The organism is Lentzea sp. NPDC051208, from assembly GCF_040682435.1.
Taxonomy (GTDB): Bacteria; Actinomycetota; Actinomycetes; order Mycobacteriales; family Pseudonocardiaceae; genus Lentzea; species Lentzea kristufekii.
Genome location: NZ_JBFBAW010000008.1, coordinates 147,040 through 169,958, shown reverse-complemented (window position 1 = coordinate 169,958; position 22,919 = coordinate 147,040). Strand labels below are relative to the sequence as shown.

At 69.8% G+C, this 22,919-nt stretch carries 23 protein-coding genes and 1 pseudogene; 12 read left to right on the top strand and 12 right to left on the bottom strand.

The genetic code is table 11. The features are described 5' to 3' along the window. The first annotated feature begins 39 nt into the window (after nucleotides 1-39). From AB0M48_RS21305 to AB0M48_RS21275, 7 genes are all read left to right on the top strand, one after another. The gene (locus AB0M48_RS21305) at nucleotides 40-633 is read left to right on the top strand and encodes a DUF6801 domain-containing protein (protein ID WP_258951411.1); all 594 of its coding nucleotides are present in this window, start codon (nucleotides 40-42) and stop codon (nucleotides 631-633) included. Between the two features lie 26 nt (nucleotides 634-659). Further along, nucleotides 660-1,550 (top strand): glutaminase, encoded by an 891-nt coding sequence (locus tag AB0M48_RS21300; RefSeq protein WP_363844552.1) that lies wholly within the window; start codon nucleotides 660-662, stop codon nucleotides 1,548-1,550. A 19-nt stretch (nucleotides 1,551-1,569) separates the two neighbouring features. After that, nucleotides 1,570-2,895 carry a M20/M25/M40 family metallo-hydrolase gene (locus tag AB0M48_RS21295; protein ID WP_363844549.1) on the top strand — a complete coding sequence of 442 codons (1,326 nt, stop codon included), beginning with the start codon at nucleotides 1,570-1,572 and terminating at the stop codon, nucleotides 2,893-2,895. 10 nt (nucleotides 2,896-2,905) lie between these two features. Next, on the top strand, nucleotides 2,906-3,691 hold the full coding sequence (locus tag AB0M48_RS21290) for an SDR family NAD(P)-dependent oxidoreductase (RefSeq protein WP_363844546.1): 786 nt from the start codon (nucleotides 2,906-2,908) through the stop codon (nucleotides 3,689-3,691). Between the two features lie 64 nt (nucleotides 3,692-3,755). After that, a complete protein-coding gene (locus tag AB0M48_RS21285) occupies nucleotides 3,756-4,589 on the top strand; it encodes an alpha/beta hydrolase (RefSeq protein WP_363844543.1) in 834 nt (277 codons plus the stop codon). Between the two features lie 11 nt (nucleotides 4,590-4,600). After that, nucleotides 4,601-5,692 carry a hypothetical protein gene (locus AB0M48_RS21280; protein ID WP_363844540.1) on the top strand — a complete coding sequence of 364 codons (1,092 nt, stop codon included), beginning with the start codon at nucleotides 4,601-4,603 and terminating at the stop codon, nucleotides 5,690-5,692. Nucleotides 5,693-5,701: 9 nt separating this feature from the next. Then, nucleotides 5,702-6,805 (top strand): hypothetical protein, encoded by a 1,104-nt coding sequence (locus AB0M48_RS21275; protein ID WP_363844537.1) that lies wholly within the window; start codon nucleotides 5,702-5,704, stop codon nucleotides 6,803-6,805. Here the strand turns inward: AB0M48_RS21275 and AB0M48_RS21270 are convergent. From AB0M48_RS21270 to AB0M48_RS21260, 3 genes are all read right to left on the bottom strand, one after another. After that, entirely contained in the window at nucleotides 6,786-7,229 is a 444-nt protein-coding gene (locus AB0M48_RS21270) for a hypothetical protein (RefSeq protein WP_363844534.1), read from the bottom strand. The genes AB0M48_RS21275 and AB0M48_RS21270 overlap by 20 nt on opposite strands. A 187-nt stretch (nucleotides 7,230-7,416) precedes the next feature. Then, nucleotides 7,417-11,055 carry a hypothetical protein gene (locus AB0M48_RS21265; protein ID WP_363844531.1) on the bottom strand — a complete coding sequence of 1,213 codons (3,639 nt, stop codon included), beginning with the start codon at nucleotides 11,053-11,055 and terminating at the stop codon, nucleotides 7,417-7,419. 46 nt (nucleotides 11,056-11,101) lie between these two features. After that, nucleotides 11,102-11,824, bottom strand: coding sequence for a helix-turn-helix transcriptional regulator (locus AB0M48_RS21260; RefSeq protein WP_363844528.1), 723 nt, complete (start codon nucleotides 11,822-11,824; stop codon nucleotides 11,102-11,104). A 69-nt stretch (nucleotides 11,825-11,893) separates the two neighbouring features. Here AB0M48_RS21260 and AB0M48_RS21255 point away from each other — a divergent pair, with 69 nt between their 5' ends. Beyond that, nucleotides 11,894-12,826, top strand: coding sequence for an aldo/keto reductase (locus tag AB0M48_RS21255; RefSeq protein WP_363844525.1), 933 nt, complete (start codon nucleotides 11,894-11,896; stop codon nucleotides 12,824-12,826). On the opposite strand, the gene AB0M48_RS21250 is transcribed toward AB0M48_RS21255, so the two are convergent. From AB0M48_RS21250 to AB0M48_RS21240, 3 genes and pseudogenes are all read right to left on the bottom strand, one after another. After that, entirely contained in the window at nucleotides 12,819-13,031 is a 213-nt protein-coding gene (locus AB0M48_RS21250; protein ID WP_166053823.1) for a DUF5703 family protein, read from the bottom strand. The genes AB0M48_RS21255 and AB0M48_RS21250 overlap by 8 nt on opposite strands. Continuing rightward, nucleotides 13,028-13,465 (bottom strand): annotated as a pseudogene (locus AB0M48_RS21245) (hypothetical protein); the annotation flags it as partial. The pseudogene AB0M48_RS21245 and the gene AB0M48_RS21250, both read right to left, overlap by 4 nt. A 417-nt stretch (nucleotides 13,466-13,882) precedes the next feature. After that, complete coding sequence (locus AB0M48_RS21240; RefSeq protein WP_363844522.1) at nucleotides 13,883-14,848, bottom strand: aldo/keto reductase; 966 nt, start codon at nucleotides 14,846-14,848, stop codon at nucleotides 13,883-13,885. A 72-nt stretch (nucleotides 14,849-14,920) separates the two neighbouring features. On the opposite strand from AB0M48_RS21240, the gene AB0M48_RS21235 reads away from it, so the two are divergent. Genes AB0M48_RS21235 through AB0M48_RS21225 form a run of 3 tightly spaced genes read left to right on the top strand, consistent with a single transcriptional unit; the run spans nucleotide 14,921 to nucleotide 17,496 of the window. Further along, nucleotides 14,921-15,970: an LLM class F420-dependent oxidoreductase gene (locus tag AB0M48_RS21235; RefSeq protein WP_363844519.1), complete on the top strand. Its 1,050-nt coding sequence runs from the start codon at nucleotides 14,921-14,923 to the stop codon at nucleotides 15,968-15,970. Then, nucleotides 15,967-16,794, top strand: coding sequence for an undecaprenyl-diphosphate phosphatase (locus AB0M48_RS21230; RefSeq protein WP_363844516.1), 828 nt, complete (start codon nucleotides 15,967-15,969; stop codon nucleotides 16,792-16,794). The genes AB0M48_RS21235 and AB0M48_RS21230 overlap by 4 nt, the downstream gene beginning before the upstream one ends. A 9-nt stretch (nucleotides 16,795-16,803) precedes the next feature. Beyond that, nucleotides 16,804-17,496 (top strand): histidine phosphatase family protein, encoded by a 693-nt coding sequence (locus AB0M48_RS21225; RefSeq protein WP_363844513.1) that lies wholly within the window; start codon nucleotides 16,804-16,806, stop codon nucleotides 17,494-17,496. On the opposite strand, the gene AB0M48_RS21220 is transcribed toward AB0M48_RS21225, so the two are convergent. Further along, nucleotides 17,468-18,646: a sigma-70 family RNA polymerase sigma factor gene (locus AB0M48_RS21220; protein WP_363844509.1), complete on the bottom strand. Its 1,179-nt coding sequence runs from the start codon at nucleotides 18,644-18,646 to the stop codon at nucleotides 17,468-17,470. The two genes, AB0M48_RS21225 and AB0M48_RS21220, sit on opposite strands and share 29 nt — an antisense overlap. Further along, nucleotides 18,643-19,017 (bottom strand): YciI family protein, encoded by a 375-nt coding sequence (locus AB0M48_RS21215; protein ID WP_363844506.1) that lies wholly within the window; start codon nucleotides 19,015-19,017, stop codon nucleotides 18,643-18,645. The genes AB0M48_RS21220 and AB0M48_RS21215 overlap by 4 nt, the downstream gene beginning before the upstream one ends. A 110-nt stretch (nucleotides 19,018-19,127) precedes the next feature. Here AB0M48_RS21215 and AB0M48_RS21210 point away from each other — a divergent pair, with 110 nt between their 5' ends. After that, the gene (locus AB0M48_RS21210) at nucleotides 19,128-19,577 is read left to right on the top strand and encodes a nuclear transport factor 2 family protein (RefSeq protein WP_363844503.1); all 450 of its coding nucleotides are present in this window, start codon (nucleotides 19,128-19,130) and stop codon (nucleotides 19,575-19,577) included. Nucleotides 19,578-19,722: 145 nt separating this feature from the next. Here the strand turns inward: AB0M48_RS21210 and AB0M48_RS21205 are convergent, their stop codons facing one another. The 4 genes from AB0M48_RS21205 to AB0M48_RS21190 all read right to left on the bottom strand — a co-directional run bounded on the left by AB0M48_RS21205 (nucleotide 19,723) and on the right by AB0M48_RS21190 (nucleotide 22,845). Continuing rightward, on the bottom strand, nucleotides 19,723-19,893 hold the full coding sequence (locus AB0M48_RS21205; protein WP_363844500.1) for a hypothetical protein: 171 nt from the start codon (nucleotides 19,891-19,893) through the stop codon (nucleotides 19,723-19,725). Between the two features lie 366 nt (nucleotides 19,894-20,259). Next, on the bottom strand, nucleotides 20,260-21,378 hold the full coding sequence (locus AB0M48_RS21200) for a site-specific integrase (RefSeq protein WP_363844497.1): 1,119 nt from the start codon (nucleotides 21,376-21,378) through the stop codon (nucleotides 20,260-20,262). After that, nucleotides 21,375-22,421: a beta-eliminating lyase-related protein gene (locus AB0M48_RS21195; protein ID WP_363844494.1), complete on the bottom strand. Its 1,047-nt coding sequence runs from the start codon at nucleotides 22,419-22,421 to the stop codon at nucleotides 21,375-21,377. The genes AB0M48_RS21200 and AB0M48_RS21195 overlap by 4 nt, the downstream gene beginning before the upstream one ends. Before the next feature lie 52 nt (nucleotides 22,422-22,473). Further along, nucleotides 22,474-22,845: a DUF4180 domain-containing protein gene (locus AB0M48_RS21190; protein ID WP_319989176.1), complete on the bottom strand. Its 372-nt coding sequence runs from the start codon at nucleotides 22,843-22,845 to the stop codon at nucleotides 22,474-22,476. Between the last annotated feature and the right edge of the window lie 74 nt (nucleotides 22,846-22,919).

The following is a 22,919-nucleotide window of genomic DNA, read 5'->3' as shown; positions in this document are numbered from 1 at the left end:
TTCTTGCAGTTCAATGACGTACTCAGGAGGTCCCTGCAGATGAAGACCGGACTTTTCACGCGCGCAGCCGCAGTTCTGATGGTTGCCGGAGCGCTGAGCGTGGCGACGGCCGGCACGAGTTCCGCCGCGACCGCCGAGCTGAGCCTCACCTACTCGTGCCAGTTCTCGGTCGCGGGCACGCACGACGTGCCGACCGTGGTCAGCTCACCGAACCTGCCGGACTCGGCCGCCGTCGGGGTGCCGACCGAGCCGGCGTCGGCGACGGTGACGTCCACCGTGTCCGACGACGTCCGCAACACGCTGTGGTGGATCGGCGGCCGTTCCGTCGACGGCACGCTCACCACGAACATCGCCGTGGACAACGCGGGCAGCGTCCAGAACCTGTCGTCGACGCTGACCATCCCGAACACGCCGGTTCCCTCGTCCGGCACGTTCCAGGTCGTCGCCAGCGGTACCTTGCCCGCGCTGACGCTGGCCAACGCCGGCACGACGTCGATCAACCTCGGCAACGCGGACCTGGCGCTGACGCCGCGCTACGACAACGGCGAGCCCACCTGGATCGGCGTCGTCCACGTCCCCTGCACCGTCGTCGCGGGCCAGCCCACCAAGTTCTACGAGTTCACGGTGGCGTGATGCTCGTCCCGTGATGGGATGAGCGCATGGAGCTGCAGCAGCTGGTGGACCGCATCGCCTCAGAGGTCACGCCAGGTGGTGCCGTAGCCGACTACATCCCCGCACTGGCCAGGATCGACCCGCACGCCTTCGGCCTCGCCGTCGCCACCCTGGACGGCGAGGTCTTCGGCGCGGGGCAGTACGACAGGCCGTTCTCGATCCAGAGCATCTCCAAGGCGTTCACGCTGGCTCTGGCCCTCGCCGAGAACGACGACGTGTGGAGCCGCGTCGGCCGCGAGCCGTCCGGGTCGCCGTTCAACTCGCTGGTCCAGCTGGAGACCGAGCAGGGCATTCCGCGCAACCCGTTCATCAACGCGGGCGCGGTCGTCGTCACCGACCACCTCGGCCTCGGCGCCGCGGACCGGCTGCTCGAGTTCCTGCGGCAGGAGAGCGGCAACCCGGCGCTGGACGTCGACCCCGAGGTCGCCAAGTCCGAGCTCGAGCACAGCGATCGCAACCGCGCGCTCGCGCACTTCATGGCCTCCTACGGCAACATGCGCAACCCCGTCGACGTGGTCCTGCACGAGTACGTGCGGCAGTGTTCGATCGCGATGAGCTGCGCTGATCTTGCCCGCGCCACCCTCTTCCTCGCCCGCCACGGCGTCCGCAACGACGGCACCCGGCTGCTCGGCGTCAGCGGCGCCAAGCGCGTCAACGCCGTGATGCTCACGTGCGGCACCTACGACGCCGCCGGCCAGTTCGCCTACCGCGTCGGCCTGCCCGGCAAGAGCGGCGTCGGCGGCGGGATCATAGCGGTCGTCCCCGGGAAGTGCGCGATCTGCGTGTGGAGTCCAGCATTGGACGCACGCGGCAACTCCGTCGCGGGTGTCGACGCGCTGGACCGTTTCACCACTCTCACGGGCTGGTCGGTGTTCTGACGGATGGTAGGAAGACGGGGTGAGCACAACGGGGAACGCACTGGCACTGGTGGAGGACGAGGTCGTCACCCTCGTCAGTGAGCTGATCAGGATCGACACGACGAACACGGGTGATCCCGCGACGGTCGTGGGGGAGCGGGCGGCCGCCGAGTGGGTGGCCGAGAAGCTGTCCGAGGTCGGCTACGAGACGACCTACGTGGAGTCGGGCGCCAAAGGCCGCGGCAACGTGGTCGCGCGCCTGCAGGGTGCCGACCCCGGCCGTGGTGCGCTGCTCGTGCACGGCCACCTCGACGTGGTGCCCGCCGACGCCTCGGAGTGGTCGGTGCACCCGTTCTCCGGAGCCGTGCAGGACGGGTACGTGTGGGGCCGCGGCGCGGTCGACATGAAGGACATGGTCGGCATGACGCTGGCCCTGGCCCGGCACTTCAAGCGCGAGAACGTCGTGCCACCGCGCGACATCGTGTTCGCGTTCCTCGCCGACGAGGAGGCGGGCGGCCTCTACGGCGCGAAGTGGCTGGTGGAGAACCGGCCCGAGCTGTTCGAGGGCGTCACCGAGGCGATCAGCGAGGTCGGCGGCTTCTCGATCACGCTCAAGGACGACGTCCGCGCCTACCTCGTCGAGACCGCGGAGAAGGGCATCCGCTGGCTCAAGCTGCGCGTCAAGGGCACCGCCGGGCACGGCAGCATGATCCACCGCGACAACGCCGTGGCGAAGCTCGCCGCCGCCGTTACCAGGCTCGACCAGCACCAGTGGCCGCTGATCATCCGCCCGTCCGTGCGCGAGTTCCTCGACGGCGTCACCGAGATCACCGGTCTGGACTTCCCGGAAGACGACATCGAGGGCTCGATCGGCAAGCTCGGCGCGCTGTCGCGGATGATCGGCGCAACGCTGCGCGACACGGCGAACCCGACGATGCTCTCCGCCGGGTACAAGGCGAACGTCATCCCGTCGACCGCCGAGGCCACTGTGGACTGCCGGATCCTGCCGGGCCGCGAGGAGGCGTTCGACCGCGAGCTCGCCGAGCTCCTCGGCCCGGACGTGGAACGCGAGTGGATCGGCCTGCCGCCGGTCGAGACGACGTTCGACGGCGCCCTGGTCGACGCGATGACGGCGTCGATCATCGCCGAGGACCCCGGCGCCCGCGTGCTGCCCTACATGCTCTCCGGCGGCACGGACGCCAAGTCGTTCCAGACGCTCGGCATCCGCAACTTCGGCTTCGCGCCGCTGAAGCTGCCCGCCGACCTCGACTTCTCCGGGCTCTTCCACGGCGTGGACGAGCGCGTGCCGGTGGACGCCCTGAAGTTCGGCGTCCGGGTCCTCGACCGATTCCTGCGCAACAGCTGAGGAGACCGCCGTGTCCACTGTGGACTTGACCGGCCGGGTCGCGTTGGTCACGGGCGGCGCGGGAGGGATCGGCGCCGCGGTGGCGCGCCGGCTCGCGAAGCTCGGGGCGAAGGTGGCGGTGCTCGACCTCGACGCCGCCGGCGCGCACCGGGTCGCGTCCGCGGTGGGCGGCATCGCCATCGCCGGTGACGTCAGCGATCCCGCGACCATGCCCGCCGCCGTGGCACAGGCGGAGGAGGAGCTCGGCCGCCTCGACGTCGTGCAGCTCAACGCCGGGATCGGTGGCGGGCAGACCGGTGTGGACGCGCTGGACGTCGCCCGATACCGCAAACTGGTCGGCGTCAACGTCGACCACGTCGTGTACGGGCTCTGCGCGGCCGTGCCGGCGTTGCGGCGGCAGGGCGGCGGGAAGGTCGTGATCACGGCGTCGCTGGCGGGGATCGCCGCGATGCCGTCCGATCCGCTCTACACGCTGACCAAGCACGCGGTCGTCGGGTACGCGCGGGCTGCGGGCAAGGCACTGGCGGGCGACAACATCACGGTCTCCGCGCTGTGCCCCGGGTTCGTCGACACGTTGCTGCTGGGCGCGGCGAAGGAGGAGTTCGCCGCGGTCTCGTTCCCGCTGCTGACGCCCTCGGACGTCGCGGAGGCCGTGCAGTCGGTGCTGGCCGGGGGCGGGCCGGGGGAGGCGTGGATCATCCAGCCCGGCGGCACGGCGACGGCTTACGACTTCCGCGGTGTGCCGGGCGTCGGTGGCGGCCAGCTGCCGCCGGACGTGGTGCTGGGCCGCGTTTAGGGCGTGTCCTTTCGCCGGGTCGTCTCGTTAGGACGATCAGACGACACGGCGAAAGGAACTCCGCATGGTGCGGCTGGAAGACGGAACCGAGCTCAACGTGCTGCGCGCGGGCGACCCCGAGGCACCGGTGACGGTCGTGCTCGCGCACGGGTACGCCCTCGACCACCGCAGCTGGCACAAGGTCGTCGAGCTGCTGAGCCCCGAGTTCCAGGTCATCGCCTACGACCACCGCGGCCACGGCAGGTCGGACGGCGCGTCCAAGGAGACGGCCACGATCGACCAGCTCGGCGAGGACCTGGGCGAGCTGATCGAACGCGCGGTTCCGCAGGGCCAGGTCGTGATCGCCGGGCACTCGATGGGCGGCATGGCGGCGCTCGCGATGGCCGAACGCAGGCCGCGGCTGTTCCGGCAACGGGTGCTGGGCAACGTGTTCGTGTCCACGGCGGCGAGCGGCCTGTCCGAGACGTCGCTGGCGTGGCCCAAGGCCGTCGGGAAGCTGGTGCGGGAGCTGGAACGGGCGTTCGGGCCGATCGTGCGCGCGGTGCGGGAGAAGATCGAGCCGACCAAGACCGCCGGGCTGCGGTGGTGGCTGTTCGGCGACGAGCCAGCGGACGAGGACGTCGACCTGACGGCGGACATGGTGTGGGGGCACTGGCCGGAGACGGTCGCGCTGTTCCGCCCCGCCGTGGACCGCTACGACCGCGAGGCCGGGCTGACCGTGGCCAAGGAGAAGGCCGTCGTCGCCGTCGTGGGGGACGAGGACCGGCTCGTGGCGGAGTCGGACGCGGTGAAGTTCGGCGGGACGTCGGTGATCTTGCCGGACGCGGGACATATGCTTCCGCTCGAGCGGCCCGCCGAACTCGCGAACCTCATCCGGGAGGTGGCCGCCAAGGCATAGCTGGGGGGCTGGTGCTGCACTACCTGGAACCGCGGACGGACGTGCCCGCGAAGGACGACTGGTCGACCCGTCTCGCGCTCCTGGATGTCCGCATCGGCGTGCGGCACCACCTCGGGTCGCTCGTCGTGGCCGTCACGTTCGTGGCCACGTTCTTCCTGCCGTCGTCGCCGGGCAACACCGCCGCGAGGATCGTGCTCGGCGTGCTCGTGGTGATGTCCCTCGGCGCGTTGCTGCCGAACCGGCGCATCCGGCGTGCGGTACGGCGTGGCCTGCTGGACGAGCCGTGGCGGCGCGTACCGGCGATGGTCGCCGAGAAGCAGGAGAACGACATGGCCGATCGTCTGCTGCTCGACGGCCTGGTCCTCAAAGGTTCGTTCGCCGAGTTGCCGGACGTGGTGTCGGAACGGCAGGAGGTCTTCGTCCTCGGTCCGGACCCGGAGGGCCGTGCGCTGATCAGGGCCGCCGGCTCGACGTCGATGTACGTGGCGTCCACCGACGAGGGGGAGTACCGGGCGGCGGAACGCGTCGAGCGGCCGATGGTCAGCCCTTCGGAGGAGCCGCTGCTCCAGGACAGCGTCGAGATGATGCGCGTGCTCGGGCATCTGTTCTGGGTGCTCCCGGTGGTGAACTTCCTGGTCGTGGGCGTGCTGATCGCGCTGAGCGTGTCGCCGCTCGCACCGGCCGGCTTGATCGCGGTCGCGGTGCTGATCCCCGGTCTGCGCTCCTGGCCCTGGTCGGTCGAGGCGTTCCTCCAGAGCCGCGGCAACACCAGGGCGGTGGCGGGCTCGGAGGCATGGACGCCGGTGCCTGTCAGGCTGTTGCCGTGGCGACGCGGGCACCACGTCGCCGGGATCGCCGACCTGCCCGGTGGGCCCGCACTGGTGCGGTTTCCGCAGCCGCACTCCGACCTGGTCGCGAACGTGGCCGCCACCGGCGTCATGTGGGTCGCGGGCACGCACCGAGGCCGGCTGGCCGTGGGGCTGCCGGGCACCGGTGGGCTGATGACCGCGGTCGTGTTCCCCGATCGAGCCGGCCGGGGGAGCGACCCGATGTCGTGGTGGCGACGGATCCGGCGGAACGACTACAGCGACCTGCCGAAGTAGGAGGGGCCGGTGCAGTACCTGGAACCGCGGACGGACGTGCCCGCGAAGGACGACTGGTCCACGGGCCTGATCCTGCAGGACCTGCGCTGGGGCGCGAGGACGCTGGGCGGCATCGCCGTCGTGGCCGGTGCCGGCGCGGTGACGTGCTGGCTGTTGCCGTCGACGCCGGGGAACATCAGCGCGTTCGTGGTGCTCGCGCTGGTCACGCTCGTGTGCGGGCTCGGCCCGCTGATGTACCGGTCGGAGACGAAGGCCGAGCGGCGTGGGCTGCTGGAGCAGCCGTGGCGGCGGGTTCCGGCTCAGGTGCTGGAGAAGCACGCCGACGGGACCGATCGGCTGCTCCTGGACGGCGTGGTGCTCCAGGGCTGGTTCGAGGACCTGCCGGACATGGTGCTCGAACGGCAGGAGGTCTTCGTCTGCGGCCCGGACGCCGGCGGACGGGCCGTGCTGCGGGCGGCGGGGTTCGCCAAGATGGAGAACGCCAAGGTCGACCGCGACGAGGACGCGGCGAGCAGCTGCCCGGTGCGTGAGCGGGTGGAGCGGCCGCTCGGCCGGCCGCTGGACGACGCGGCGACCGCGCGGGCCCACCGGGGGATGCGGTGGGGTGTGCGGGCGTGGCTGTGGGCGGCCGTTCCGGCGGGCGCCGGCGCGGTGGTGGTCCTGCTGAGCCTGTTCCCGGTCGCCCCGGCCGGGTTGGTCGTGGGCGGGCTCGCGCTGGTCTTCGGGCTGCTCGGCATCCCGACGTCGGTCGAGATCAGCCGCTGGTACCGCGACGCGGTGACGGCGGTGGAGAACTCGGCCCAGTGGACGCCCGTGGCGATCACGCTGTTCCCGTGGCAGCCCAACCAGCACGTCGCCGGGCTCGCGGAGATGCCCGGTGGCCTCGCGCTGGTGCAGTTCGTGCTACCGGACCTGAACGTGGTCGCGAACATCGCCGACACCGGCGTCATGTGGATCGCCGGGACGCACGGGGACGTGATCGCCGTGGGCGTACCGAGGGTGCCGGTGCTGACGTTCGCCGCGGTCCAGCCGGATCGGGACACCCCGAAGGAGGACCCGATCCCCCCGATCCTGCGGTTCCACCAGCCCGACTTCAGCGGCCTGCCGCGCTAGGGCGGCGCCGTCCGGGCGGCCGGCCGAAGAGCCGCACGTGCTCGTCGACCAGCCAGTCCTTGAGCGGTGACCACTCCGGGTGGTGGTTGAGGACGAGCAGGCGGTGCATCCACCAGTTCGGGTCGTCGTGGCGGGGGAACGCGGTGAGCCACGCGGCACGTTCGTCCGCCGTGAGGCCCCAGAGGTGCTGCAACTGGCCCTCTGCGTCCGTGTCGAGCTGGGCGGTGATGCGGCCGCCCTCCGTCTGCCATTCCGCGCGCAGTTCGCGCAGCACGGCGATCGCGCGCTCGTCCCCTTCCTCGGCGGTGACGACGACTGTGTGCAGGCCCTGGGCCGCGGCTTGCGCGAGCAGGGCACGGGCGGACGTTTCGTCGTGCGGCAGTGCGCTGTGAGCGACCCCGACTTCGTGCGGCACGAGCTCCATGGCTCAGAATCTGATCATATCTACAACCAGTTCGGTTAATTTTATTGCTTCAGTGTTGACTGAAGCGTCATCTTCCGCCGGTTGGCCGCTCGCGTTGCACGAACGTTGTTGTGCGGCACCCCTGCATCGACACCGCACAACGTTTTCGCACTACAACTAGGGCGAAAGGAAAGGTGAGCGGTGTTGTTCAGCAGAGAGGCCTCGGTTCGACGCCGGGGAAGTATTGCTCCCAATGACGAGTGGACAGGTGCGCCGTCGTAGTGGCGCACACGCGGGCTGCGGTCGCCTCGACGTCGATGTCCCACACACGGACGGTGCGGTCCGCGCCGGTGGTGGCCAGGGTGCGGTTGTCGGGAGAGAACGCCACGCCCCACACCCGTTCGGTGTGACCGTGCAGCACTGCCCGGACCTGGGGGTTTCGGGGATTGCGCACGTCCCACACGCGGACCAGGTCGTCGGTCGTCCCGGCCGCGATGAGGGTGCCGTCGGGGGAGAAGGCGAGGCGCTGCAGCGGTCCGCCGTCGTTGGGAAGGGAACCCAGCTCGCGCGGCTGTGCGGGATCACTGATGTCGTACAGCGCGCCGCTGGAGTTCATGTTCGCGAACGCCATGACGTTGCCGTGGATGACCACCGTCATGACCTCCTGCCGGCCGGCCTGGCCGCCGCGGCGAATCGGGTCCGGGTTCTCGTCGGTGCGCAAAGCGGGGTACGCGCGGGGCGAGGCCGGATCGCTCACGTTCCAGAGCTGCAGCTCGCGAGCGCCGCTCGCGACGACGAGCGTCCGGTCGTCCTGGGAGAACTCGATCTGCCACACGTGGTCCGCCGTGGGCACCGCGAAGCTGCCCTTCTTCACCGGGCTGGCGGGATCGGTGATGTTCCAGAGCCCCACCAGACCGTTCTTCTCGGCTACGGCGAGCGTGGTGCCGTCATAGCTGAACGACGCCGCCTCGATCACCTGGGTGCCGGTGATCGCACTGCTCAGCAAGTGCGGGCGGGCAGGATCGCTGACGTCCCACAGACCGCTGCCGGTGTAGGTCGAGGCGAACAGCAGCTTGCCGCCGGGATGGACGTCGACGGTGGCCGACTCCTCGATCGCGGGCAGTCCTGGCAATGCGGAGAGCTGCTCGGCGTGGCGGTCCTCAGGGCGCCACAGCCTGACGTCACCGTCGGAGGAAACGGTGGTGAAGAACTTGCCGGCCGGGTCGTAGTCGAGTTTCCAGACCGTCTCGCGGTGGCGTGGGGGGTTGAGGTTCGCGAGGTCGAGCACGCGGACCTCGGCGTCGGTGGTGGCGGTGACCACCTGCCGGGAGTCGGGGCTGAAGGCGATCGACCACACCATGTCGGTGTGACCCGTGATGGCTGCGGCGAGGCGGATGTCGCGCGGGTCGGAGACGTCCCAGATGCGCGTGGTCTTGTCGCCGCCGCCGGTGGCGAGGAACCTGCCGTCGGGGGAGAACGCCAGCGTGTGCACGGAGAAGATGTGTCCGGGCGCGACGCCGAGCAGCACGGGGTTGCGCGGGTCGCTGGCGTCCCAGATCCGCACGCCGCCGTTGTCACCGCCGGTGGCGAGCAGACCGGTGGGGGAGAAGGCGATGCCGTCGGAGGAGACGTCACCCAGGGCTGACGTGATCGTGGAGAGGTTCTCGCCGGTCGCGAGGTCCCAGAGCCGGGCGGTGTCGTCCCAGGAGACCGACGCGACGATGGTGCCGGCGGCGTTCAGCGCGATGGCGTGCACGACCTCGTCGTGGGCCTTGATGGTGCGCGCGAGAGTGACGGCGCCCGAGACGTCCCAGAGCCGGATGGTCCCGTCCTCGCCGCTGCTGACGAGCGTGCGGCCGTCCGGGGTGAACTGGACGGCCTCGACCTGGCCCTCGTGCCCTGTGACGCGGGCCTTCTCCACGGGCTTGCGCGGGTCGGAGACGTCGAACAGACGGATGGTGCCGTCCCAGCCCGCTGAGGCGAGGGTCCGGCTGTCCGGGCTGAACGCCATGCCGTGGGTGGCGTCGTCGCCGGCGTGCACCCTGCCGAGCTCGACCGGGTGGTGGCGGTCGGCCACGTCCCAGATGATGACGAACTTGTCGTCGGCGGCCGAGGCCATGAGCTTGTTGTCAGGGCTGAACAACGCGAACGACACGGCCTCCGCGTGGCCCCTGGCGATGGTGATCTGGGGTGCGGCGAAGGTGCTCAGCAGGCTGTCGCGTGCTGCGGGCAGGCTCGTCAGGCGGTAGGCGGCGAGGCGGAGCTGACTCGCGAGGCCGGGATCGCGGTCCTGCAGGCCGTTGGCCTCGGCGATGGCTTTCTGGGCGAGCGCGATGGTGCGTTGCTCGGTGGTCTGGCGTTGCGCCCGTACGGCGAACACGGTCGCGGTGGTGGCGACGAGCAGCAGCGCGGCGAGCATCGCGACCACACGCCGCAAGGTGGTGGTGCGGCGTTTCACGGTGGCCAGGTCGTGTTGGAGCGCGGCTTTGCTGGCGTCGAGGAACGCCTTCTCCGCGGCGTTGAGCGCGTCGGGTTCGCGCTCGGCCCAGTCGGTGGCCTGGGTGAGCGACACCCCTCGGTACAGCGAGCCGGGGTCGCGGCCGTGCGCCTCCCAGTCCGCGGCGGCGGCGGTGAGCCGGCGGTGCACGCGCAGGTCGTCGCGCGCCTCGGCGAGCCAGTCTTTGAGGCGCGGCCAGCTGCGGATGACGGCTTCGTGGCTGATCTCGACGCTGTCGTCGTCGACGGTGAGGATGCGCGCGGCGGCGAGGTGCTCGACGACGTCGTCGGCCGCGAGTTCGGACCGTTTGACGTGGCGTTTGGTGTCCTCGGTGCCTTCACCCGGGGTGATCAGGCGCAGGAAGACCTGACGGGCCTGGACGCGTTGCCGCTCGTCGAGGCCGGTGTAGGCGTTCTCGGCGGTGTTGGCGATCGCGCGGGCGATGCCGCCGCTCTCGTGGTAGCTGGAGAGCGTGAGGGTGTTGCCGCGCTTGCGCCGCCACGTTTCGAGCAGCGCGTGGCTGACGTGGGGGAGGACGCCCGGTTCGCCGGTGGCGTCGGCGATGAGACGCGCGACGAGTCCGGTCTCGAGGGCGCAGCCGACCTCGACGGCGGGCTGGGTGATGGCCTTGCGCAGCTCGTCGGTGCTCATCGGGCCGACCAGGACCTGGGCGTTCTCGACGGCGGCGACCAGGTCGGGGTGGCGGGCGCAGTGGCCGTAGAAGTCGGCGCGCATGCCGATCACGGTCTGGCCGTCGCGCCGGGTGAGCGCGGTGATGAACTCGTCGCGGTGGGGGAGCGCGAAGATCTCCTCGAACTGGTCGACCACGAGCAGGCCGTCGACGGCGGGGAGTGTCTCGTGGGTGCCCGGAGTGATCAGCTCCCCTCGCGTGCGGGCCAGCAGACCGGCCCTGAGCAGCGAGGACTTGCCCGAGCCTGAGGCGCCGACGACGAGCACGGTGTCGTGGTGCTCCAGTTTGCCCAGCAACTTGCCGACGAGCCGTTCCCGTCCGAAGAAGCGGTCGGCGTCGTGCTCGGTGAACGCCTTGAGGCCGACGTAGGGGGAGTCGCCCGCGGGGTGCTGCGGCTCGGCCTCGCTGATCTCGCGCCAGCGTTGTTCCCACACCTCTTCGTCGCCGCCGCAGGCACGGACGAACGCGAGTGACACGGCGAGGCTGGGCAGCCGCTGGCCGCGGGCGGCGTCGGCGAGGGTGCTGGCGGAGTAGTGGCTGAGCCTGCCGAGTTCCCGGTAGCCGGGGGAGCCGGCCTTCTCGCGGAGCTTGCGCAGGTCGAAGGCGAACTGTTCAACAGGCCCGGCGAACGGGTCGAGCGGTTTTTCCGGGCGGGGCATGACGGTGATTCTTTCATCCGTCCGTGTCTCGTCAGACTCTATAGCTTCAGTGTTGACTGAAAAAGACCATCAACCGATGCTCGCCTTCGCCCGCCAAGTAGAGCGTCTCGTACGCCAAGAGGTAGGAGCCCCAGCGTTCTGTGCCGGTGGCCGGAGGCAGGGACGCCACGGCGTCGTAGCGGTCCGTGAAAGCCGCGCCGGCAGTGACCGAGAGTTCGAAGGCGAGCGCTGCGGCGGAGTGATCGCCCAGGTCAGCGGCAGCGCGGAGGGTGGCGGCGCGGTCGGTCGCGACCTGGTCCCAGTCGGGGTAGTGGGCCTTGGCCCGCGGGCTGAAGGCGAAGCGGACGAGGTTGTGCTCGTCCTGCAGGCCGGAGATCTCGCGGAATCGTGCGGTGCTCGCGAGGACGTCACCGGCGGGGGAGAGCACGGCGGCCGCGGCGGGTTCGAGGGTGTCCAACATCGCTCTGACCGTGGGGCGCAGCGGCGGAGGCGGGGCAGGGGAGCAGGTCGTGCCGGCCTTGATCAGGCGGTACAGGTGGACGCGTTCGTCCGCGGTCATCGCCAGGGCGTCGGCGAGGGCGGAGAGGACCTGGCCGGAGGGGGAGCGGTCGGTGCCGCGTTCGAGGCGGGTGAGGTACTCGACGCTGATGCCGGCTCGGTCGGCGAGCTCGCCGCGGCGCAGGCCGGGGGTGCGGCGGCGCCCGGTGGCCGGGGGAGTGGTGGCTTCACGGCGGGCGCGCAGGAAGCGGCCCAGTGCGTTGTCGGCCATGATCGGCCAGTTTAGAGGGGCCCTGAGCCGGTCTCCCTCGGTGCGCCGTGCGCGGCGATGCTGTGGATCATGAGATACCGACTGTTCGGCCGGACCGGCCTGCGCGTCTCGGAGTTGTTGCTGGGCACGATGACGCTGCGTTCGGAGGACCTCGCGCGGCGGGTCGTCGACGCCTACGCCGACGCCGGTGGGAACTTCCTCGACACCGCTTCGGCCTACGGCGAGAGCGAGGAGGTGCTGGGTGCGGTGCTGACGCGGCGGGACCGGTTCGTGGTGGCGACCAAGTACGCGTTGTCGCGGGACGCCGGAGACCCGAACGCGGGCGGGAACCACCGCAAGAACCTGGTGCTGTCACTGGAGCAGTCGCTGCGGCGGTTGCGGACGGACTACGTGGACGTGCTGTGGGTGCATCTGTGGGACCGGCACACGCCGGTCGAGGAGACGATGCGGGCGCTGGACGACGTGGTGCGGGCGGGGAAGGTGCTCTACGTCGGGGTGTCGGACGCGCCGGCGTGGTTCGTGGCGCGGGCGAACACGCTGGCGGAGTGGCGGGACTGGACGGCGTTCTCGGGGTTGCAGGTGCCGTACAACCTGCTGCAGCGCGATGTGGAGCGGGAGTTGCTGCCGATGGCGTCGGCGCTGGGGCTGACGGTGACGGCGTGGGCGCCGCTGGCGGCGGGCAAGCTCTCCGGCGGCACGCAGCGGTCCGGCCCGCTGTCCGAGCGGGAGGCGGGCGTGGCCGGGGCGGTGCGGGTGGTCGCGGAGGAGCTGGGTGCGACGCCGGCCCAGGTGGCGCTGGCGTGGGTGCGCGCGTCCGGGGCGCTGCCGCTGGTGGGCGCGCGGACACCGGAGCAGGTGCTCGATTGTCTGGGCGAGGTCGTGCTGCCGCCGGAAGCGGTCGCGCGCCTGGAGGCGGCGGCCCCGTTCGAGCGGGGCTTTCCGGCGGACTTCATCGCCGAGTGCGAGCCGGTCGCGTTCGGCGACGGGCCGGTGGTCAGGTGATGAGGCCTGGTACCAGGTCGGGCTGGCGCTTGCGGCGGAGCCAGATCTTGCGGGAGCCGTCGCCGTAGAGCAGCGTGCGGGAGAGTTCCCAGCCCGCGAACTCGGCGTGGATGGCCAGCTGCGTGGTCGCGGTGCGGCGGGAGATGCCGGGCGGCAGACGCAGCGGCCGGTATTCCCAGTCCCCGTCGATCACCCCTTCGTTCATGGTGAGATCACCTGTATCCCTCCGTTGTCGCTGGACGTGACGGTGACGCGTCCGGATTCCTGGTCGACGCTGACGGTGTTGGGCTGACGCACGGTGGGGAACCGGTACTTCTCGGCCGGTTCTCCAGCGGCGACGTTGAGTCCCACGACCTCGTTGCGCTCGGTGAGCGTGATCCACGCGATGTCGCGTTTGGCGTCGTAGGCGATGCCGTAGGGCGTGCCGGGCATCGGGTAGCGCTGACGCATGATCAGCGGGTTGATGGAGAACGCGATGAACTCCCCGCCGCGGGTGTCGACGACGAGCAGGCGTCCGAAGCGGTCGGGGACGGCGTTGGTGGCGCCGTCGCCCGCGCGCAGGCCGGGGCCCCTGGTCTGCGCGCCCTTGTCGTCGGTGGTCATCTCGAAGACCGCGCTGCGCAGCCGGTCGAGTTCGACGTCGCGGCCGTTGACCTGGAACTTCAGCGTGGTGTCGCCCTCGTGGAACGTGCCGCCGGGGGTGATGGTGCCGGGCGGCGTGCCGGTCTGGGCGGGGGAGAGGGCCGGCTTGGCGGCCTCGAGGACTTCGGCGACCTGCAGCGGGTCCTGCGACCCCTCGCTCTGGCCGCACGCTGTCAGAGCGGCGGTGGTCAGGATCAGAGCAGCGAGCCGGCGCAAGATCGGGTCCTCCGTAAGAAGTCGTCGTCTTCCAGCATCCACGACGTTCCGTCGGAGGTCACGCAAGGGGTGGGGTGAAACTCCGTTCCGCGGCTTCGCAGCATTAATCTCTATAACTTCAGTGTTGACTAAATTCAACAACTAACAACAGTCCGGAGCACTCAAAGCGCAACTCAACAAGCAGCCAAGAGAGGGAGGTCAGGGCATGGGGCGTTCGGGGTAGCCCAGTTCGATGGCGCTGACATCGTCCAGTGCGGCCCTGATCGCAGGTGGCAACGTCAGCTCTTCAGCTTCCAGCGAGGCGAGGAGCTGGTTGGTGTCGCGGGCGCCGACCACGGGTGAGACGACTCCGGGGCGGTCGCGGACCCAGGCCAGGGCGACGCACAACGCCGAGGTGCCGAGGCCTTCGGCTGCGGTGGAGACCGCCTGGACGATGCGGGCGGCGCGGTCGTTGCGGTGTTGTTCGACGTAGCCGGCGAAGTGGGCGGACGCGCCGCGGGAGTCGGGTGGTGTGCCGTTGCGGTACTTGCCGGTGAGGACGCCGCGGCCGAGGGGTGCCCAGGGCAGGAGTCCGAGGCCGTGGTGCAGGGCGGCGGGGGCGACTTCGCGTTCGATGCCGCGTTCGAGCAGGGAGTACTCGACCTGGGTGGAGATGAGCGGGTAGGTGGTGGGTGTCAGTGCGGCGGTGGCGAGTTGCCAGCCGCTGTAGTTGGAGATGCCGGCGTATCTGACTTTGCCGGAGGAGATGGCCTGTTCGAGGGCGGACAGTGATTCCTCGATGGGGACGCCGGCGTCCCAGGCGTGGAGTTGCCAGAGGTCGATGTGGTCGACGCCGATGCGTCGCAGGGAGCCGTCGAGGGCGGAGAGGAGGGCGCCGCGGGAGGCGCCTCCGCCGAAGGGGCCTTCGGTGCGGCGGGCGACGGCTTTGGTGGCGAGGACGAGTTCGTCGCGGGGGACGACTTCGCCGAGGAGGGTGCCGAGGATGCGTTCGGCTTCGCCTTCGGAGTAGACGTCGGCGGTGTCGACGAGGGTGCCGCCGGCGTCGGCGAAGGCCATGAGCTGGGTGGCGGCCTCGTCCGCGTCGGTGTCGCGGCCCCATGTCATCGTGCCCAGTGCCGTCCTGGACACGCGGAGGCCGCTGCGGCCGAGGTATCGCTGTTCCACGTGCGCGATGCTAAGGGGTGATCATCGGCTGAGCCTGGCAATCGGTGTTACTGACCGGTAGGGTCTCGCCGTGTGAAGCTCGGACTGAACCTCGGATACTGGGGCGCCGGCAACGACGCCGCGAACCTTGAGCTGGCCAAAGAGGCCGACCGACTCGGTTTTTCGGTGGTGTGGGCCGCGGAGGCCTACGGTTCCGACGCGCCGACGGTGCTCGCGTGGGTGGCCGCGCAGACCGAACGCATCGACGTCGGTAGCGCGATCTTCCAGATTCCGGCGCGGACGCCGGCGATGGCCGCGATGACCGGGGCCACTTTGGACACCCTGTCGGGTGGCCGGTTCCGGATGGGTCTCGGTGTGTCGGGTCCGCAGGTGTCGGAGGGCTGGCACGGTGTGCGGTTCGACAAGCCGTTGGCGCGCACGCGTGAGTACGTGGAGATCGTGAAGAAGGCGCTGTCTCGGGAGAAGTTGCGCTATGAGGGTGAGCACTACACGCTCCCGCTTCCCGATGGTCCGGGTAAGGCGTTGCAGCTGACCGTCCATCCCGTGCGTGACCAGATTCCGATCTACCTCGCGGCGGTGGGTCCGAAGAACCTGGAGCTGACGGGTGAGATCGCGGACGGCTGGCTCGCGGTGTTCTTCTCGGCGGAGCACTCGGCCGACTCGATCGCGTCGGTGAAGGCCGGGCGGGAGAAGGCCGGTCTGACGATGGAGGGCTTCGACGTCGTTCCGACGGCGCCGTTGATCGTGGGTGAGGACTGGAAGGCGTGTGCTGACCCGGTGCGTGCGTATGCGGCGCTGTACGTGGGCGGCATGGGGTCGCGCAAGCAGAACTTCTACAACAACCTGATGGTAAGCATGGGTTTCCCGGCTCAGGCCGAGGAGATCCAGGAGAAGTACCTGGCTCGTGACTACGCCGGTGCGATGGCGGCGATCCCGCTGGAGTTCCTGGACGCGACGTCGTTGCTGGGCCCGAAGGAGCGCATAGCAGACAAGATGAAGGCGCTCGCCGCGGCGGGGGTCACCACGCTGTCCGTTTCGCCGATGCTGCAAGATCTGGAGCAGGGGATCGCGGGTCTTCGGACCGCGGCCGAGGCTTTGGATCTGGCAGGAGTGGGTAGTTGAGCTGGTTGCAGGCTCTGGTCCTCGGACTGGTCCAAGGACTGACGGAATTCCTGCCGATTTCCAGCAGTGCGCACCTGCGCATCACGTCGACGCTGTTCTTCGGCAACGACGCGGGCGCTTCGTTCACCGCGGTCATCCAGCTGGGTACCGAGGTGGCGGTGCTGATCTACTTCGCCAAGGACATCGGGCGCTTCATCAGCGCCTGGTTCCGCGGCCTCTTCAGCGCGGAGGCGCGCAAGGAGAGGGATTACAGGCTCGCCTGGTACGTGATCATCGGTTCGGTGCCGATCTCGGTTCTCGGTTATCTGCTGAAGGACGAGATCCGGACGTCGGCGCGGAACCTGTGGATCACGGCGACGATGCTGGTGGTGTTCGGTCTGCTGCTGGGTCTGGCGGACCACCTCGCGAAGCAGCAGCGTGACGAGTTGCGGATGAAGGACGCGATCGGGATGGGTCTGGCGCAGGCGCTGGCGCTCATTCCGGGCGTGTCCCGTTCGGGTGGCACGTTGACGGCGGGTCTGTTCCTGGGGCTGAACCGGGAGGCGGCGGCGCGGTACTCGTTCCTGCTGGCGATTCCGGCGGTGTTCGGGGCGGGGTTGTTCTCCATTCCGGACGTGCTGGAGCGGTCGGGTACGGGTGTGCAGGCGTCGATTCCGCAGATGGTCGTGGCGACGCTGATCTCGTTCGTGGTGGGGTACGCGACGATCGCGTGGTTGTTGAAGTACGTGTCGAAGCATTCGTACTCGGCGTTCGTGTGGTACCGGTTGATGCTGGGTCTGGTGCTGATGGGGCTGCTGTCGATGGGGTTGCTGCAGCCGAACTAAGGTGGGGCCGTGGCTACGGTGATCCTGCTTCGGCATGCGCGTTCGACCGCCAACGGTTCCGGTGTGCTCGCCGGGCGTTCGCTGGGTGTGGGTTTGGACGAGCGGGGACAGAAGCAGGCGGCGGCTTTGGTGTCGCGGTTGAAGGACGTTCCGGTCAGCGCGGTGGTGTCGTCTCCTTTGCAGCGGTGTGAGGAGACGTTGGCGCCGTTGCTGGCCGATCGGTCTTTGGAGGCGGTGGCGGAGCCGGATCTGTCCGAAGTGGATTACGGCGCGTGGACCGGTAAGGCGTTGAAGGACCTGTATGACGAGCCGTTGTGGGCTGTTGTGCAGCAGCATCCTTCCGCCGCGGTGTTTCCGGACGGTGAGGGGCTGGCGCACGTTCAGGCTCGTGCGGTGGCGGCGGTGCGGGCGCATGATGCGCGTATTTCCGAGGAGCACGGTCCTGGTGCGGTGTGGGTGTTGTGCTCGCACGGTGATGTGATCAAGGCTGTGCTGGCGGATGCGTTGGGTGTGCATCTGGACGGGTTCCAGCGGATCGTGGTGGATCCGTGTTCGATCTCGGTGGTGCAGTACACGCAGACGCGGCCTTTTGTGTTGCGCACCAACGACAACGGTGGGGATTTGTCGGGTGTGGTGCCGGTGGCGCCGCCGCAGGAGGCTCCGTCGTCGGACGCTACCGTGGGTGGCGCGACCGGGATCTGAGGTAGCGCTGTTCTGGGGCGCTGAGGGTGAGTTTCGCGGCTTTCTCGTATTCCTGGCGTGCTTGGTCGTGTTCTCCGTGCAGGTCGAGGAGATGTGCTCGGACGGCGTGCACGCGGTAGTGGTCGAGGTCCAGTGTGGACAGTTCGTCGAGTGCCTGTCGCGGGCCGTGGACCATGGCGACGGCGACGATGCGGTTGAGTGAGACCATCGGGCCGGGTGCGGTGACGGTGAGCAGGTCGTAGAGGCCGAGGATCTCGTGCCAGTCGGTGTCTTCCGCTTTGGTGGCGTCGGCGTGGACGGCGGCGATGGCCGCTTGGAGCTGGTACGGGCCGATCTGGGCGGTCTTGAGTGCCGTGCTGATCAGTGTGGTGCCTTCGTCGATGGCTCGGGTGTCCCAGCGGGTGCGGTCCTGCTCGGCGAGCGGGATGAGCGCGCCGTGGGGGTCGGTGCGGGCGGGGCGGCGTGCGTCGGTGAGCAGCATCAGCGCGAGCAGGCCGGTGAGCTCGCCGTCGGCTGGTCTGCGTTTGTGCAGCTGGCGGGTGAGGCGGATGGCTTCGGCGGTGAGGTCGACGCGCACCAGGTCGTCGCCGGAGCTCGCGGTGGAGCCTTCGGTGAAGATCAGGTAGAGGACGTGCAGGACGGCGGTGAGGTCCTGGGGTGGCCGGAACCGGGCGCCGGACTGCTTGATCTTCTGCTTGGCGCGGCTGATGCGTTGCGCGACCGTCGCTTCGGGTACGAGGAACGCTCGTGCGATCTCGGCGGTGGTGAGTCCGCCGACGGCTCGCAGGGTCAGGGCGATCTGCGAGGCGGTGGTGAGTGACTCGTGGCAGCACAGGGCGAGCAGGGTGAGGGTGTCGTCCTGTGCCGGCACGGGATCGGGTGGTGCCGGGGTGAGGGCGACGACCTTGTCCTCGCGCTGGCGGCGGGCGGTGTCGGAGCGGTACTGCTCGATCCACCGTCGTGAGGCGGCGGTGATGAGCCAGCCCTTGGGGTTGTCCGGGACGCCGTCGACCGGCCATTGCTGGGCGGCGCCGAGCAGTGCTTCCTGCACGGCGTCCTCGCAGACGTCGAACTGGCCGTGGCGGCGCACGAGCACGCCGAGGACCTGCGGCGCGAGTGTGCGCAGCAGGCCCTCCACCTCAGGGTTCACAGGCCGTCCAGCATGGACGTGTCCCAGACCGGCCGGACCTCGATGCCGTCGTTGTGGGCGTCGGGCAGCGTCGCGGCGTGGGCGATGACCTGGTCGATCGAGTCGGCTTCGACGAGGTAGAAGCCGGCGAGGTACTCCTTGGCCTCGGCGAAGGGCCCGTCGGTGACGACGACCTCTCCGTTGCGGATGCTCACGCCCTTGCCGGTCTCGGGGCCGGGGAGGCCTTCGCTGACGATGAGCTCGCCGGAGGCGCGGAGCTTGTCGGACAGGTCGTAGTGGTCCTTGCCGAACTGCATCTGCTGCTCTTCGGTGAGCTTGTCCCAGGCGGCCCGCGACTTGGGGTTGCTGTAGATGAGGATCAGGTACTTCACGTGCGGCCTCCCGGCTCGTGGCTGGCGGAAAAATCTTCTCACCGCCATGTCGAGACAGCGGGCTGCGTCTCGACACCGGTGTGTCAGCCGATTTCGACGGAAGGTCCGAGATGACTCACACGCTGGTGCAGGACGAGACGGCGATCCGCGAGACGTTCACCGAGCACGAGGAGGGCATGCGGCTGCGTGATCCCGCGCGGATCGTGGCCCGCTTCGCCGAGGACGTGGTGACGTGCACTTTGGCGCCTCCGCTGCGCAACTCCGGGCGGGACGCGCGGGACGTGGAGTCGCTGGCGGGGTGGATGGCCGGGTTCGAGGGGCCGATCACGCTGGAGCACCGGGATCTGACGGTCGTCGTGTCCGGTGACGTGGCGTTCGCGCATGGGCTGGCGCGGCTGTCGGCGGTGCCGGTCGGGTATCCGGAGGGGTTCTCGATGTGGATGCGCACGACGGTGGGGTTGCAGCGGCGTGAGGGGCGGTGGCTGGTGACGCACGTGCACGACTCGGTGCCGTTTCACATGGACGGGTCGTTCCTGGCGGCGACCGATCTGGAGCCCTGAGCGGTCAGGCGTTCGAGGTCGCGTGCCCGCAGTCGCTCATCCATGGTGCGAGGAGACCGGGCGTGTGGGTGGTCGCGATGCGAATATGCCGAGGCCCGGACCGTGCAGGGGGTCGGTCCGGGCCTCGGCGCTTTCCGGGGCGGGTCTACTTGACGTTGACCGCGGCCCTGGCCCGGTTGACCGCCGTGCGGTCGAAGCGCAGGTGGTGAATGCCGTTGGCGTCGCGCACGACGGCGTTGGCTTCCAGCGTGCCCGTGGCGGCCGGAGCCGCCCCGGCCACCAGGGCGGTGGTGATGCCCAGGGTTCTGCGCTTCATGAACGCTCCTTGTTCCGGTGCAGGGGGTGCTCGCTCCGGCGTTACAGGGGTGCCGGGGCGAACACCGTGGAACAGGCCCGACCATCGTCGATGACCAGGTGTGGTGATCGTATTGCTCTCAGTGCATGCGACCAGCCACTCCCAAAATGCGAGATCGGTTCACGAATTGGGCTGAGCCGCTGCTCAGGACACCGTGTTTTGCCCACGGGGTGGAACAAAAGAGCAGCTCAAACGGCGTGGAAACACGCCGGAAACTTCCCGGTACGTACATACTTATGGCGTAGTGCGCTGCCCCGAGTGGTGCAGGCCTACCGGAGGGGATCTTGTTTACAGTTAACTACGGAGAGTGAGAGCTGGGTCACAGATTCACAGACCCAGGCGGGTCACGGCGTTGTCCTCGAGAGGGTTCGCGGTCCGGATGTAGCGGTGCACCGTGCGCGGGTTGGTCCACCGGCCCTGCCGCATGATCTCCCGGTCGCTCGCCCCGCCCAGCGCCGCCTGCGTCGCGAACCCCGCCCGCAGCGAATGCCCGCCGAACAACGCCGGATCCAGCCCCGCCCGCACCGCGTAGCGCTTCACCAGCTCCGCGACCGCGCGCCCCGACATCGCCTTGGACCCGATGCCGCCGTGCCGGTTCACCACCGGGAACACCGGCCCCTGGCGGACACCGGCCTCGAAGCCGTGGCAGCGGTGCAGGCCGGTCTCGGAGAGCTCCTTGCCGTCGAGCACGTCGGCCCAGTCCGCGAACGCGCACACCGGGCACGTCGGCCGCCTGCTCCCGCGCGGCAGCACCACCGACTGCTGGTGCTTGCCCGTCTGGTCGGTCTTCGTCGCCCCCAGCCGGATCAGCAGCAACGGCTCGTGCGTGCGCGGATCCACGTCCACCGTGACGTCGGAGAACTCGATGCCCGCCAGCTCACTGCGCCGCAACGCCCCCGCGAACCCCACCAGCAGCAGCAACGCGTCCCTCGCGCGCGCGGGACCGGCCGGCGGGCGTTCGTTCAGCAGTGCCTCGAGGGTGTCGAGCAGCACCGGCCGTTTGCGGCGGGGCTGCGACTTGCGGGTGCGCCGGACACCGCGCAGCGTCAGCCGCACGACGTCGCTGCGCGTCGGGCTCGGCAGGCCGTTGGCTGCGTGCACCGCCGAGATCGCCGCCGACTTGCGTTCCAGTGTCGAGGCCCCGAACGCCGGCGACCCGTCCGGCTTCACCGTGTCCGCCGCGACCGCCAGGTAGACAGCCACGTCCAGCGGATCGGCCGGCAACGCTTGGCGGCCCTCCGCCTGGCACCAGCCGGCCCACGCGATCCAGTCCGACCGGTACGCGCGCACCGTGTTCGGCGACTGCGCGTTGCGCAGATACCCGGCCAGCGACGCCGCCTGCTCGTCGTCGAACCTCTCGCGCACGCCCGCGAGCGCGTCGACGTCGATCAGCACCGAGTGCGAGACCCTGACCAGCGCGTGCTGGACGGGTTCGGGCAGGCTCACACCCGCGATGGTAGTCCTCTGATCAACTCCACCGCCTCGCGCGGCGTGAACTCTAGCCCGCTGATGCCCACGCTCACCTCGAAGCTGCACCGGTGCGGATCCGGATTGGACCGCGCGTACAGGAACAGCCTGATCCCCGTCTCCTCCAGCAGGTGCTGTGCGGCCCGCTGCGCGTCGTGGCGCGACAAGGGCAGGTGCACGTGGAACAGGGGAGTGGCCGGCACCTCGGGTGTCGTGTGCGCGAACCCGTCGGCGTTGATCGCCCGCGCGAGGGCTTGGGCGTGGTCGCGGAACTCGGCCATCCTCGGCAGGTTCACGTCCATGCCCATCAACGCGATCGCGGCCAGCGGCCACGCGTCGGCGATCGCCCCGCCCATCCGGCGCCGCCACACCGCCGCCTGCCCGATCGTGTCGGCGTCCCCGGCGAGCACCGCGCCCCGCACACCCTCAAGTCCTTTGTAGAGCGACACGTACACCGTGTCGAACAACGCGGAGATCTCGGCGAACGTCGCGTCGTACCCGGTCTGCGCCTCCCACAGCCGCGCGCCGTCGCAGTGCGCGGCCGCACCCGACCGCCTCGCCCAGGCCGTCTGCGCCGCCAGGTCCCCGAACGCGGGCAGCACGCCGCCGATGTCGCGTTGCGGCAGTTCGAACACCACCGCCGCGAGCGGTTCGTGCACCGCCTTGAGATCGTCCAGGCCGAACAGCTCGTTGCGGTCGCCCACGGGATGGAACCGCAGGCCGTGCAGCGCGTTGTAGCCCTGGTTCTCCCACACGTGCAGATGGGTCTGCGGATGCCCCGCGAACGAGCGGCGGCCCGTCCTGTCGGCGTGCACCCGCAACGCCACCTGCTGCGCCATCGTCCCCGATGGGAAGAACAACGCCTCGGGCTTGCCCAGCAGCGCCGCGACCCGTTGCTCCAGCTCCCGCACCGGATCCTCCGGCCGCGTCCCCGGTGTCACCCACTCGGCGAGACGGCGGAGGACCTCGTGCGGTGCCTTGCGCGGGCCACTGTGCTGGGAGAGCGAACGACGGATGTCCATGCCCGCGACACTACCTATTGCAAGCAATATGCAATAGGGCTGTTCGGACTGGTCAGGCCGCCGCGCTCAGCCGCGCGTCCAGTTCCGCCTCATCGGCCACGAACCACAGCTGCCGGCCCCGGTTCGACTCGTACACGAAATCCCGCAACGCCGTGCTCGCCGCCACCTGCTCCGAGATGTCCCCGACCACCGCGACCGCGAACCCGTACTGCTGGAACTTCTGCACCACCGCACCCGCCACCCGCGTGCGCAACACCAGGAAGTCCGGCGACAACCGCGCCACCGGCAGCACCAGCCACCGCACGTCCTGACCCCACAACGTGCCGATCAGGTCCACAGCGGACTGCTCGTCGGTGATCAGGGGACCGTCCTCGGCGCACATCAGCACCGTCGCGCCGTGGCGCGTCTGCACAACATCAGGCATGGCACCGGAACCTAGTAGCGGCACACACCCGGTGTCGCGCCGAATACGCGCGGGCCCGGTGATGACCGCTCTCT